At 75.4% G+C, this 12,769-nt stretch carries 11 protein-coding genes and 1 pseudogene; 4 read left to right on the top strand and 8 right to left on the bottom strand.

The genetic code is table 11. The features are described from left to right. Positions 1-9: 9 nt before the first annotated feature. Positions 10-1,065 (bottom strand): polyprenyl synthetase family protein, encoded by a 1,056-nt coding sequence (locus KSE_RS37285; RefSeq protein ID WP_014140584.1) that lies wholly within the window; start codon positions 1,063-1,065, stop codon positions 10-12. 314 nt (positions 1,066-1,379) lie between these two features. Between KSE_RS37285 and KSE_RS37280 the strand changes: the two genes are divergently transcribed. Further along, positions 1,380-1,829 carry a hypothetical protein gene (locus KSE_RS37280; RefSeq protein ID WP_014140583.1) on the top strand — a complete coding sequence of 150 codons (450 nt, stop codon included), beginning with the start codon at positions 1,380-1,382 and terminating at the stop codon, positions 1,827-1,829. An 83-nt stretch (positions 1,830-1,912) separates the two neighbouring features. Here the strand turns inward: KSE_RS37280 and KSE_RS43270 are convergent, their stop codons facing one another. After that, positions 1,913-2,071: a hypothetical protein gene (locus KSE_RS43270; RefSeq protein ID WP_014140582.1), complete on the bottom strand. Its 159-nt coding sequence runs from the start codon at positions 2,069-2,071 to the stop codon at positions 1,913-1,915. A gap of 175 nt (positions 2,072-2,246) precedes the next feature. Here KSE_RS43270 and KSE_RS37270 point away from each other — a divergent pair, with 175 nt between their 5' ends. Beyond that, positions 2,247-3,026, top strand: coding sequence for a class I SAM-dependent methyltransferase (locus tag KSE_RS37270; protein WP_014140581.1), 780 nt, complete (start codon positions 2,247-2,249; stop codon positions 3,024-3,026). 79 nt (positions 3,027-3,105) lie between these two features. Here the strand turns inward: KSE_RS37270 and KSE_RS37265 are convergent, their stop codons facing one another. Next, the gene (locus KSE_RS37265) at positions 3,106-3,795 is read right to left on the bottom strand and encodes a CDGSH iron-sulfur domain-containing protein (RefSeq protein ID WP_231873287.1); all 690 of its coding nucleotides are present in this window, start codon (positions 3,793-3,795) and stop codon (positions 3,106-3,108) included. A 199-nt stretch (positions 3,796-3,994) separates the two neighbouring features. Between KSE_RS37265 and KSE_RS46435 the strand changes: the two are divergent. Then, positions 3,995-4,129: pseudogene (locus KSE_RS46435) on the top strand (DUF4158 domain-containing protein); the annotation flags it as partial. 61 nt (positions 4,130-4,190) lie between these two features. On the opposite strand, the gene KSE_RS37260 reads toward KSE_RS46435, so the two are convergent. From KSE_RS37260 to KSE_RS46125, 3 genes are all read right to left on the bottom strand, one after another. Further along, positions 4,191-5,435 (bottom strand): MFS transporter, encoded by a 1,245-nt coding sequence (locus KSE_RS37260; protein WP_014140578.1) that lies wholly within the window; start codon positions 5,433-5,435, stop codon positions 4,191-4,193. A gap of 662 nt (positions 5,436-6,097) precedes the next feature. Further along, on the bottom strand, positions 6,098-6,649 hold the full coding sequence (locus KSE_RS37250; protein WP_014140576.1) for a hypothetical protein: 552 nt from the start codon (positions 6,647-6,649) through the stop codon (positions 6,098-6,100). After that, positions 6,646-8,055: a cytochrome P450 gene (locus KSE_RS46125; RefSeq protein ID WP_014140575.1), complete on the bottom strand. Its 1,410-nt coding sequence runs from the start codon at positions 8,053-8,055 to the stop codon at positions 6,646-6,648. The genes KSE_RS37250 and KSE_RS46125 overlap by 4 nt, the downstream gene beginning before the upstream one ends. A 563-nt stretch (positions 8,056-8,618) precedes the next feature. Between KSE_RS46125 and KSE_RS37240 the strand changes: the two genes are divergently transcribed. Then, a complete protein-coding gene (locus tag KSE_RS37240) occupies positions 8,619-10,298 on the top strand; it encodes a thiamine pyrophosphate-binding protein (RefSeq protein WP_014140574.1) in 1,680 nt (559 codons plus the stop codon). A gap of 104 nt (positions 10,299-10,402) precedes the next feature. On the opposite strand, the gene KSE_RS37235 is transcribed toward KSE_RS37240, so the two are convergent. Further along, positions 10,403-11,752 (bottom strand): hypothetical protein, encoded by a 1,350-nt coding sequence (locus KSE_RS37235; RefSeq protein WP_014140573.1) that lies wholly within the window; start codon positions 11,750-11,752, stop codon positions 10,403-10,405. Positions 11,753-11,958: 206 nt separating this feature from the next. Next, a complete protein-coding gene (locus tag KSE_RS37230) occupies positions 11,959-12,702 on the bottom strand; it encodes a hypothetical protein (protein WP_014140572.1) in 744 nt (247 codons plus the stop codon). Between the last annotated feature and the right edge of the window lie 67 nt (positions 12,703-12,769).

Here is a 12,769-nt window from a genome sequence, read left to right as displayed (position 1 = left end):
CCCGCTCCCTCAGTGGTCGCGGGTGACGGACCAGGCGGGCAGGTGGGTGAAGAACGCCACCGCCTCGGTCCGCCACCGGCCCTCCCAGCCGGCGGCCAGGTCGGCGGCCCGGCGCGCGTGCCGGGCCGCCTCCGCGCGCAGCGCGTCCTCGACGCCGGCCGCCCGGGCCCGGGCGCGGAGCCCGTCCGGGGTCCGGCCCGCCGGGTCGATCCCGGCGGCCTCCAGGGCGAGCAGCAGGTAGCTGCGGCGGCCGGCCCGCAGGTCGGTGCCGAGCGGTTTGCCGAGGGCGTCCTGGTCGCCGAAGAGGTCGAGCAGGTCGTCGTGGATCTGGTTGGCGACGCCCACCGCCTCGGCGTAGCCGCGCAGTTCGCGGTCGTACGGGGCGGGGTCGGCACCGGCCGCGAGCAGGCCGAGGCGCAGCGGGGCGAGCACCGAGTAGCCGGTCGACTTGTACGCGGTGACCTCGTGCAGGAAGGCGGTGTCCGGCAGCGGCGGGAAGTCCCGTTCCAGGTCGAGGAGTTGCCCGCCGACGGCGGCCGCCCCGGCGTCGGCGACCACCGCCGCCATCGCCAGCGCCCGCTCCGGCGGCGGCCCGCCGGGGCCCAGCAGCACCCGGACCGCCAGGAACGCGGCCAGGTCGCCGGCCAGCACGGTGAGCGCCCGCGCGGTGTCCGGCCGGTCGGGGAACTCGGCCAGGTACGCGTAGTAGGTGGACGGTCCGCCCCGGCGCAGCGGCGCGTCGTCGATCAGGTCGTCGTGCACCAGCCCGTGGGTGTGCAGCAGTTCGACGCTCAGCGCCGCCGCGTCCAGCCCCGGCACCGGCCCGGCCGTGACCAGCGCGGCCGCCTCGTGCAGCAGCGCCACCCGCAGCCGCTTGCCGCCGCGCAGCGAGAGCTCGCGCAGCAGCTCCAGCGCCCGCGCGGGAAAGCGCCCCCGCCCCGGCAGCTCCGGCCCGCCGCCGGCCGCCGGATCGGCCAGCGCGTCGAAGTGGGCGGCGAGCCGCGGCTCGAACCGGCGCTGGTGGCCGGCCGCGCGGGACAGCGCGGCGGCGAGGACGTCGTTCATCCCGCCAGGCTCTCACGCCCTCCGGCGCGGCCGTCCGGCCGGTCCCGGCCGACCGGAGGGAAAGCGGGCGCTCGGTCGCCACTGGCGGCGAACTCGGCTTCCCCGGTCGGTGGTTCGGGCGCTCGGGCGGGTGGCTTGTGTGGTCACCGACAGGTCGTTTTGGTCATTCGGTGGCCGATACCCGTGGAAGATCGCCTTCTTCCCGGAAGCCCCTCCCCGGCGGTGCGGGTGCCCTGCCATGCTGGCGGCAGCGGAATGTGACATTTCACATTCCGGATGCCGTCCTACCCCCTACCCCCCGAGGAGAGGCACCCATGAAGACCACCGTCGCCGTCGCCGCCGCCGCGGCCCTGACCGCCCTGACCACCCTGGCCACCGTCCAGGGCGCCGCCGCCGCGCCCGCCGGCCCGGCGGGCCCGGTCGGCCCGACCATCACCTGCGGCGCCCCGGGCGCGCCCGGCCCGCTGCTGACCCGGGCCTGTGTCGAGATCTCCGGCAACCAGGTCCGCTTCTACGGGGTGGCCACCGCCAACGACCCGTCCTGGACGCCGCAGTCCGTCGGCTTCACCATCTCCGGCACCGTCATCGGCGGCGTCCCGCTCGCCCCCGCCAACCCGACCGTCCTGATCCAGTCCGGCTCGAACTCGGTCGGCAGCGTCTTCACCAGCGTCGCGTGCGGCCTCACCGTCAGCAACACCTTCTCGGTGAACCAGCCCGGCCTGCCCGCCTCCACCGCCACCGTCTCCACCGTGGTGGCCTGCTGACGCCGCTCCCCCGGCAGGCGTGCCCCGGCCCCAGCGTCCGGGGCACGCCCCTTTCTTCCCTGTCCCCCGGGCATCGCGTGCGCTCAGCGCAGCGGCCCGCGTTCGTCGACGAGGACGGTCGGCTCGCCCAGGAAGGCGTCGGCGGCCACCGGGCCGTACCCGATGTTGAAGGTGTCCAGCCAGTACGACCAGCCGCAGACGCCCGCCGCGCTGCTGAAGCGGTGGTTGAGCTGCCAGCGCACCCACTGGCCCGGACGCCCACCCGCGCCGGCGCGACACCGACGTCCGCCGTCCCGACGTCCCGCCGTCCTGGCCGCCCGACGGCGCGAGCGGGGCACCCGCCGGGGAGGTCGGAGTCCGGCCGCCGCGGCCCGAAACGGCGTGCCCGCCTGGCCGCCACGCACTATGGTGGCACGCATGTCCGAATCCTCGACCAGGGACTTCTACGACGAACTGGCCCGCGACTACCACCTGATCTTCCGAGACTGGGACGCGAGCATCGCGCATCAAGCCAAGGTGCTGGACGAGCTCCTGCGCTCGGGTCTGGGGCCGGGACCGCACAGGGTCCTGGACTGCTCGTGCGGGATCGGGACCCAGGCGATCGGACTGGCCCTGAGGCAACACGACGTCGTCGGCAGCGACTTGAGCCCCCTCGCAGCCACACGGGCCGCGGCCGAGGCGGCAGCCCGTGGCGTCAGCCTGCCGGCCACCGCCGCGGACATGCGCCGACTGCCCTTCAGGTCGTCGGTCTTCGACGTCGTCCTGTGCGCCGACAACTCGCTCCCGCACCTGCTGTCCGCGCAGGACGTCCGGGCGGCACTCCTCGGCATGCGCCGCGTGCTCCGGGACGACGGACTGTTGATGATCACCCTCCGGGACTACGACGACGCCCGCCTGGCCAGACCCACCGCGACCCAACCCCAGGTCTCCGAGACCCCTGACGGCCAGGTGATCAACTTCCAGCTCTGGCACTGGCACGAGGACGGCGAACGCTACGACCTGGAGCACTTCCAACTCGCCCCGGCGCAGAGCACCTGGAACGTCCGAGTCCGCCGCACCACCTACTGGGCACTGACCCGCCGACAGCTGACGGAGTTCGTGGCCGAGGCCGGCTTCACCGACCTCAGCTGGCACACCCCGGCCTCCAGCGGGTACTACCAGCCGGTGCTCACCGCTCGGCGCGCTTCGTCTCCGTAGCGGACCGGACCCGCACCCGGTCCGGCCCCGCGCGGCCACCGCGCCGCCGTCGCCGTCGCCCCGGCCCGGACGACCCCGGTCAGGAGTCGACGTGCCCGTCCCGGAAACCGACCGCCGCGTGCGAGCCGTCGCACAGGGGCTTGTTGCGGGAGGCCCCGCAGCGGCAGAGGGCGACCCGGTTGCGCAGTTCGTAGGCGTGCCCGTCGGCGGCGGTGACCCGGATGCCGCCCCAGACCCGGTAGCCGCCGGAGACGCCCTGCGCGGGGTCCTCGACGACGCCGATCGACGGGGCGAGTTCCGGTTCGAGGTCCTTCGCGGTGCCGCCGTCGGTCTTCCAGGCGACCAGGCGTCCGCCGACGCACTGCCCGGCCTCCCGCTCGACCCGCTCGGCGGTGCCGGGCTGTTCGACCTGGGCCCAGATCGAGCCGTCGACGTCGCAGAACCGGGCGAAGGCGCAGAGCTTCTGGGCGTCGGTCAGCACGAGTTCGGGCCCGTCCTGCTCGCCCGCCTGCTGGAGGTAGGGCGCCCGGGAGGCGGTCTCGGTGCCCTCGAAGCCGACCCGTTCGTGGCTGCCGTCGCAGAACGGCTTGTCGGCGGACTGCCCGCACCGGCACAGCCGGTACTCCGCCCCGGCGTCGTAGCCGCCGCTCTCCCGCCAGGACCGCGAGTCGCCGTGCTCGTCGGCCACGATCGTCTGCCGGGTCAGCGGCACTCCGCCGGTGACCACGTAGGGGCCGTTCTCGGTGACCTGGACGTGCGCGTCGGACACGGCTGACTCCACGGGTGTGCGGGACCGCCCGGACCGGCGGCGGAAGGAGGGGACGGCGCCCCGGCGGGCGGCCAGGGGAAGCCTCGCGCACCGGGCGCCCGCGGCACCCCGGACACGCACGCGCGCCACCGGAGATCCACCGGACGGACGGCCGGACGGCGCGCCGGTCAGCCGGCCTCGGCCTCGGTCTCGGGGGTCGATCGAGCCGAAGCGGCGGGTCCACAACCGGCTCGGGTTCGCAGTGCAGATGACCACGGTGCGGTTCCTCGGGGTGCTCCTGGACGTGCCGACGGAGGCGGTCGACTACCTCGCCGAGCAGTTGGGCGTCGATGACGGTGGACAGGACGGCGCACCGGCGGACCGGCTGCGGCCCGCGGGTGGCAAGTCGTGCTGCCTCATGAGTGGCTGCGGGACAGTTCCGGCTCGTGTTGCGGCGTCTGGTCCTGTCGGGGAAGCAGGAGCGGTGTGGTCAAGATGAGCAGTCCTGCGACGGTGAGAGCGGTACGCGGGCTGGTGACGTCGGCGAGCAGCCCGGCGAGTGCGGTGAGGACGGCGATGGAGGCCTGCTGGCCGATCGACCAGGCCGACAGGGTGCGGGCGACGAGATGCCCGGGGGTGTGTTCGAGCCGGTAGGTGGCAAGCACCGGGCCGTACAGGCTCATGTTGATGATGATCGCCAGCTCGACAGCCATCACCGTCACAAGGCCGACGACGCCGGGACGGACGAAGGCCAGGCCGATCAGCCAGACGGCGCGCAGGGTCCCGACGGTCCGGAAGACCCGGTGCCGGCCGAAGCGGGCCACGACACGGCGGGCCAGCCGCGAGCCGATGAGCCCGCCGAGGCAGGGGGCGGCGAAGGCCAGGCCGTACTGCCAGGGCGGGAACCCGAGCCGGCGAAGCAGGAGCACCGCCAGCAGCGGCTCGGTGGCCATGATCAGCCCGCCGACGAGCATGTTGTTGAAGTAGAGCGCCCGCAGACCGGGGTGGCCCATGATGTGTCGCCAGCCGTCGAGCAACGCGCCCGCCCGGACGGGGCTCTTGCCGGTCGTCCTCGGCGCTTCCTCGCGGCCGCGGATCGCGGTGATGCCCAGCGCGGAGAGCAGGTAGCCGATCGCGTCGGCCACCACGGTCGCCACCGGCCCGAACAGGCCGATCGCCGCCCCGCCCAGCGGTGGCCCCACCGCGATGGAGCTCCAGTTCGTGGACTCGAACCGCGCGTTGGCGACGAGCAGGTCCTCCGGCCGCACGAGGGCCTTCAGGTAGGCGCCGCCGGCCGCGTTGAAGGCGATCTTGGCCGCGGCGACCACGGCCGAGACGACGAGCAGCTGGACGAAGCCGAGCCACCCGAAGGCGTAGGCGACCGGGACCGTCGCCATGGCCGCGAACCGGGCCAGGTCCATCATGATCATGACCGGCCGCTTGCGCCGGAACTCCACCCACGGCGCGAGCGGCACCGCGATCAGCGCACCCACCGCAGGCCCCACCGCCGACAGCGCGGACACCTCGGCAGGTCCGGCGCGCAACGCCAGCACGGCGATCAGCGGCAACGCCCCGAACCCCAGCCCGGAGCCGTACGCGCTCACCGCATATGACGCCCACAGCCAGCCGAACTGCCGGCCCAACCGGCTCCTGCCCACCATGCTCAGCGCACCCCCCTTGAGCTCCCACCCGGACAAACCGACGTTGACCAGTGAGAGACAAGCGGGCAGGACAACAGCAGGTCAAACAACTGACCTGCCAGCAATCCACAACCATCCGTTGTTCACCCAGGTGGGTCGGCGTGGATCTCGAAGCGCGCAGGCGCGTCCGTGCGCCCCGGCCACCGTCTGCTTCGCGTCGACGCGATCGCCTCGCGCGGCGCGCGGTCGGGCCTGATGCGCGGCTTCCACCGCGCCCACCCCGAGACCGACCTCGACGTGATGAGGCCGTTCACCGCCGGGCGGCCCCACAGCAGTTCCAGCGCCTCGCCGCTCTCGGCGCCCTCCACCGAGGCCGGCGGCCGGCCCTCGCCGAGGCGCACGGCGGTCCTGCCGACGGCGATGCCGTGGTTCCGGACGGTGTCCGGGTCGCCGAGCGAGTCCCGGCTTCACCGCCGTTCTCGGCAGCGGCCAGCGGACCACCCGCGCCCTGGCCGACTACCTCGCCGAGGCCCGCACCGCCTGAGAACCGCCCGCACCGGGCACGGCCCCGCACCGCACCGCACTCGTCACCCACAGGTGCCGGCGGCCGTGGACCGCTCCCCACGCGGGCAGGCCGAGCAGCGGGGCGATCCGCCGCCGGGTCTGTTCCGGGGTGACCCCGCTCATCGGCGCTCGGCCCAGCGGGCGCCGGGGCCGACCACCAGTCGGCGGCGGGAGGGCAGGCGGAGCACCCAGTCGGGGGTGGTCTCCGGGGTGCGGTGGGCGGTGGGGAAGACGCTCAGCCGGTGGTCGCCGAACTCGACCAGGGCGTCCCAGCCGGGTTCGGTGAGCCGGACGCCGGTGATCTCGCGACCGATCAGCACCCGCAGGTCCGCGGCCGGCCGGGGCACGGCGTCACCGGAGGCGGCGGCCGGAACCGCCAGGCCGTCCGGGCCGTCCGGGCTGCCCGGTCCGGGGGCGGGGGCGGGGCCGATGCGGTCCAGCCGCCAGGCCGGGCCGCAGACGGTGAGCCAGCGGTGGAGCAGTTCGGCCCGGCCGTCGGGGTGCCGGTGGGCCAGGCCGAGCAGCAGCGCGAACAGGCCCTCGCCCCCGCTGGGCACGTGCACCGAGACCACCTTCGCGCCGTCCAGCACCGCCAACTGCCGCCGCAGCGCGCCGAGGTCCGTGGAGGTGCCGGGGTGCAGGTCAGGTGCGGGGTCCGTCTGGGTCGTCACCGCACCCAGTCTGCGGACCGGGTCCGCGAGCGTCCACCCGTTATCACCCCGCTGCGGCGGCCCCCGGAGGACGGCGGCTGTCCGCCCACTGGGGGCTGCCGCAGCGGGGTCGGGTCGAAGGAGACCTGGAGGCTGTCCAGGCCGCGGAAGTTGAGGCTGCGCTGCCAGGACGGGGCGGGGCCGTCGAGCCGCCAGTCGGGCAGCCGGGTCAGCAGGGCCTCCAGCACGATGGCGCCCTCCAGCCGGGCCAGCGCCGCGCCGAGGCAGAAGTGCGGCCCGTAGCCGAACGCGACGTGTCGGCCGCCGGGGCGCTCGAAGTCCAGCCGGTCGGGGTCGGGAAAGACCGCCGGGTCCCGGTTGGCGGCGCCGCAGACCAGCAGGACTGCCTGCCCGGCGGCGATGCGGCGGCCCGCGAGGTCGAGGTCGTGGCGGGCGCGGCGCAGCATCAGCTGCACCGGGCTGTCGTAGCGCAGCAGTTCCTCCACGGCGGCCGGTATCAGCTCCGGCCGGGCCCGCAGCCGGTCGGCGGCCTCCGGGTGCCGGAGCAGCGCGAGGGCGGCGTTGCCGATGAAGTGGGTGGTGGTCTCGTGGCCGGCGATCAGCAACAGGGCGCAGTTGGCGAGCAGTTCGTCGAGGTCCCGGTCCTGCTCCCCGCCGCTGACGCCGATGCCGGCGCCGTCGGCGCCGTCGGCGCCGTCGATGCCGAGCAGGGCCCGCAGCGTGTGGGGTGCGTCCCCGCCGCCCTCTGCCCTTTCTCCGCCGTCCTCGCCTTCCCCGCCTTCCCCGCCTTCCCCGCCGAGGAGTTGCCGCAGGTAGTCGAGCGTCTCCTGCATGGCGCGCGAGGCGGCCCGGCCCTCCTCCTCGTCCAGCCGGGAGCTGCCGATGGCGGCCGCGACCGGGTCCGACCAGGCCGACAGCGTCGACCGGTCCCGCTCGGGCACTCCCAGCAGGTCGCAGATGACGGCCAGCGGCAGCGGCCGGGCCAGTTCGGCGACCACGTCCAGCCGGCCGGTCGGCGCGGCCCGGTCGAGCACCTGGTCGACCGCCGCCGAGATCCGGCCGCTGAGCGCGCCCACCGCGCGGGGCGTGAAGGCCCGGCTGAGCAGCGATCGCAGCCGGCCGTGGTCGGGCGCGTCGCTGTAGAGCATCTGTCGGCTCAGCACCCGGGCCAGCGGCCGGAGTTCGGCGGAGACCGCGTCGATGTCCGGGTAGCGCACCGAGGAGAAGCGCGGGTCGCCCGCCGTCCCGCTGACCACCTGGTGGCCGGTGGCGACCCAGGCGTTGAGCGTCCGGTCCCAGTACAGCTCGTCGGTGTCCCGCAGGTCCCGGTAGAAGTCGTAGAGCCGGTCCTGGTTCTGCGGGCGGAGGGCGGCCAGCAGCGACGGCGGCGCGGTGTGGGTGGTCATCGCGGCAAGGTAGCACCGTCCGCGTCGGCGCGCGGGCCGTTCTCGGAATGACGTTCGCACTTACGCCCCGCAATGCGCTCAACAATTCAACACTTCACACCCGGAATGGGCCTGGATAATGCACCTGATCCCATTTACCGGGGCTCATTAGAATCCTCACCGAAACAGTTCGAGCGCCTGGTGCGCCGGGCGTGCTCCCCTCCGGCCGTGGGGAGTGTTGAAATGCATTTGCGGAATCCTCCGGCTGCCCTAGGTTCGACGCATGAGCACCGTCGAAAGACATTCCGGAAAGCCGAAGAACCTCACCTGTGCCAGGTGCAACGCCCATGTGGAGGCCGTCCACGCCGGGAGCGGCCGGGACGCCGCCGGCCGCCGCACCGAACGTTGGGAGCACGGGCCGTGCCGCAATCCGCAGTGCCCGGACTCCCACCCGGAGCAAGGCTCCTGACGCCGCGCCGGGCCTGCCCGAGCGCACCCCCGTCCCCCTGTCACCCCGCCCCCTCTCCGCCCCCACCCCGCCCCCGTCCCGTCCCCGTCCCGTCCCGACAAGTGGGAAGAAACCCATGCTGAACAGCACCGCGCACACCGACGTCCTCGTCCCCGCGCCCGGCCGGCGCCCGGGGCCCGCGCCCGAGGTGACCGGCACCGAGGCCCTGCTCGACGTCCTCGTCTCCGAGGGCGTGCGGCACGTCTTCGGCAACCCCGGCACCACCGAACTCCCGCTGCTGGCCGGCCTGGAGCCCGCCGGGATCGGGTTCGTCCTGGGCCTGCACGAGGCCGTCGCGGTCGGCATGGCCGACGGCTACGCCCGGCTCACCGGCCGTCCGGCCTTCGTCAACCTGCACAGCACCGCGGGCCTCGGCAACGGCCTGGGCGTGCTCACCAACTCCGCGGCGGCCGGCACCCCGCTGGTCGTCACCGCCGGGCAGCAGGACTACCGGCACATCGCCCAGGAGCCACTGCTCTCCGGCCGTCTCGCCGAACTGGCCGCCCCGCTGGTCAAGTGGTCCCACGAGGCCCGCAGCCGACACGAGTTGGCGGTCATGGGCCGCCGCGCCTTCCAACTCGCCGCCGCCCGCCCCACCGGGCCGGTGTTCCTCTCCCTGCCCGTCAACTTCCTGGACGAGGCCGGGCCCGGCGCGCCCGCCCGGTCCACCGTGCTGCCCGCCGCCGGCGGCGAGGTCACCGACCTGGCCGACCTGCTGCTCGCCACCCCCGCCGGACGCCTCGCCCTGGTCTACGGCGACGAGGTGACGGGCAGCACCGCCGCCGAGGAGGGCCGGCGGCTCGCCGAACTCCTCGACGCCCCGGTCTACGGCCCCAGTTGGCCCGGCAGCAACCCCTTCCCCACCGACCACCCGCTCTGGCGCGGCTTCCTGCACGCCGGGCCCGACGGCTTCGCCACCTCCCTGGCCGGCCACGACCGCGTCCTGGTCGTCGGCGGCCGCGCCCTCACCGGCTACGTCTACACCCCGGCCCCGCTGCTCCCCGCACGCGTCGAGCTGCTCCAGATCACCGCCGACCCCGCCGCGCTCGGCCGGCAGCAGGCCCTGCGGCTGGGCGTGGTAGGCGACGTCGGCACGACCCTGGCCGCGCTGCGGGCCGCGATCGGCACCCGCCGCCGCCCGCCCGGGCAGCCGCACCCCGCCACCGCCGGACCCGCCCCCGATCCGGTGGCGGCCGCCCCGTCCCGGCTCACCCACGACGCGGTGGCCCGGGTGGTGGCCGACACCCTGCCCCGGGACGCCTACCTCGTCGAGGAGGCGCTCTCCACCCGCCCCGCGCTCTGGCGCCACCTGCGGCTGCCCACCGCCGGCCGCTACCTGGCGCCCGCCAACGCCGGCCTCGGCTGGGCCATGCCCGCGGCGTGCGGCGCCGCGCTCGCCGCCGGAGGAGCGCCGGTGCTGTGCGTGGTCGGCGACGGCGCCGCGCTCTACACCCCGCAGTCGCTGTGGAACGCCGCCCACCAGCACCTCCCGGTCACCTTCCTGGTCGTCAACAACACCCGCTACCAGGTCCTGGACACCAACTGGCACCGGATGCGCCCCGACGACCCCACCCCGCCGCCGCTGCCCGGCCTCGACCTCGTCTCGCCCGCCGTCCGCTTCTCCTCGCTGGCCCACGCCATGGGCATCGAGTCCCACACCGTCGACACCCCCACCGCCCTCCACGACGTCCTGACCCGGGCCTTCGAGGAGCCCGGGCCCCGCCTCGTCGAGGCGCTCCTGCCCGACGGCAGCTGACCCCCGCTCCTCCCCCTTCCCGCCTCCCCCGCGCACCGGCTCCGGCGGACACCGCGTCCGCCGGGGCCGGTGCGCGCTGATGCGTGGCGGTGCTGGCCGGAGCGTCAGCGGAGGGGGGAGCGCGCAGGCGACGGACGTTCCCGCAGGGTGGCCAGTCGGCTCTCCAGCCGGGCCCGGCCGGCCTGGGCGAGGGCCGAGGCCGGGCCCGGGGGGAGGGCGAGGTAGGCGGTGTGGGTGCGGCGGGCGTGATGGACGTCGCCGGTGTCGAGTTCGAGGTGGGCGAGTTCGAGCAGGGAGCGGCCGATGGTGCGGTGCTCGCCGTCCGGGCGCAGCCGCAGTGAGGCGCGCAGGGCGGAGAGGGCGGCGGCGGGGTCGCGCAGGGCGCGGTGCACCTGGGCGGCCTGGTAGAGCAGCGCGGCTTCGGGGTAGCCGAGCGGGTCGTCCCCGGCGGGGGCGGCGGGGATCAGGCGTCGGGCTTCGTCGAGGGCGTGCAGCGCGGGCCGGGGCCGGCCGTCCCGGGCGGTGGCCACGGCGTACTGGGCGAGGACGAAGGCGCGGACGCCGGGCGGGGCGGCGGCGGGCAGGTGGGCGAGGGCGGCGGCGGCGAGGTCGGCGGCGTAGCGGGGGTGGCGCAGCGAGCCGGCCAGGGTGCTCTGGTCGCGCAGGGCCATCGCCTGGCCGGTCGGGTCGTCGGCCTCGGCGGCCAGCCGGTACGCCAGCCGGTAGTGCCGCTGGGCCTCGCCCTGGAGGTGGTCGTCGGCGTAGGTGCGGCCCAGGACGCGGACCAACTGGGCGGTGGCGGTGAGCAGTTCGGTGTGCGCCCGGCTGCCGCCGGAGTGTCGCAGCCAGGGCAGCGCCTGCTCGCGCAGTCCGGCGGCCAGGACGCTGCGGGCGGGGGTGCCGCCGTGCGCGTCGTAGTGGCGGGTGCCGAACGCGGTGAGCTCCCGCACCGCCCGCCCGTGCCCCGGCCCGATCCGACCGCCCACCGGCGTGATCCGGGCGCCCACCGGGCCGGGCGAGCCGGACGGGCCGGCCTGGTCGGAGGCTCGGGGGCCGGGCAGTGGGCGGACCTCGTAGAGCGCGGGATGGGGCGGCTCGGTCGTCCCGGGCCTGCCCTGCGGCCAGTGCAGCCGCAGCAGGGCGTGGACGGGGTCGCTCTCCTCCCGGTGGCCGCCGCCGGGCGGCGGCCACCGGTGTTCCGCGCCGAAGCCGAGGTCGGCCATCGAGACCGGGCGGCCGAGCTTGCGGGTGAACACCTCCTCCAGCAGCCGGGGCCCGGGCGGGCGCGGCTGGGTGCCGGTCAGCCAGTGCGCGACCGTGCTCCGGTCGTAGCCCACCCGGATGCCGCTCTCCCGGGCCACCCGCACCAGGGCGGAGGCGAGGGCGGGCCCGTTCCAGCCCGCTTCGTCCATGTGCCGGCGCAAGGCCGGATTGGGTTCACGAACGTGTTCCATGACTTGTGCTCCCGCTACGAACAGCAGCGGAGGACGGACACCGGTCCGGTTGCCCCGGTGGCCCCGTCCACCGCCGAGGCCCTTGCGGAAGGACTTCGGCGCCCGGCCCCGTTCGGATCGGAGCGCGGTTGAAAACCGCCCGGCCTTCAACCCGTCCGGCCTTCAACCCGTCCGGCCGAGGCGCGAACCGAGGCCGGGGGCGCGGGTCAGGGGCGCGCGGTGAGTTCGGCCAGCATGGCCCTGGTCGTCTCGGCGAGTTTGACGGGGTGGACCGCCGGCCCGGGGACGCTGTCGAGCTCCACCAGGGGGGAGTCCCCCGGGTAGTCGTCGAGGAACCAGGTCTCCTCGGACACGTGGAAGCCCAGCCGCCACTGCTCGCCCCGGTACTGGAGCTGCACGTAGCCCTGGTGCTGCTCGTGGTCGGGCTCCTCGACGATCTCGATCTCGCTGCCGGGGACGACCAGGTCGGCGAGCTGTTCGGCGGTCAGCCGCAGCGCCTCGGCGTACGTGCCGGGCATGGGCCGCTGCTGGGGCACGGCGGAGAGCCGGGCGAAGAGCCGGTCGGCGGTGTCCAGCGACGGCTCCGGGGCGGGTGCCCCGCGCGGACCGTCGAGCTCCCGGGAGGGCGGCACGTCACCGCGCCGCTCCATCGCCGCCAGGACGTCGCGGAGCCGGTCCTCCGCCAGCTCCGCGTAGTACCGGACGGCCTCCAGGGCGGCGGCGACGGCGCCGACCTGTTCGGGGGTGTGCAGGGCCCACGGGGAGGAGAGCAGCACCGCGAGGCCCTCCGCGCCGTCCAGGGCGGTGCCGGCGAAGTGGGCCGCCGCCTCCGGGCGGCCCTCGCCGTCGGCGACGTCGTCGATCGTGCAGCCCCCGAAGTCCTCTCCCAGGGTGCGCAGCCGCTCCCGCCAGGGCGGCGTGCCGGTGGTGGTGCGGGTCGGGTCGTCCATGGCGCTGTCCTTCGAAGTGCGGTTCCTGGCGGACGGGTCCGGGCGGGCCGCCCGAACCCGGGCGGCG

The organism is Kitasatospora setae KM-6054, from assembly GCF_000269985.1.
In the GTDB taxonomy this organism is placed as follows: Bacteria; Actinomycetota; Actinomycetes; order Streptomycetales; family Streptomycetaceae; genus Kitasatospora; species Kitasatospora setae.
Note: the sequence above shows the minus strand (reverse complement) of the source record. Positions and strands in the feature narration are given on the sequence as shown.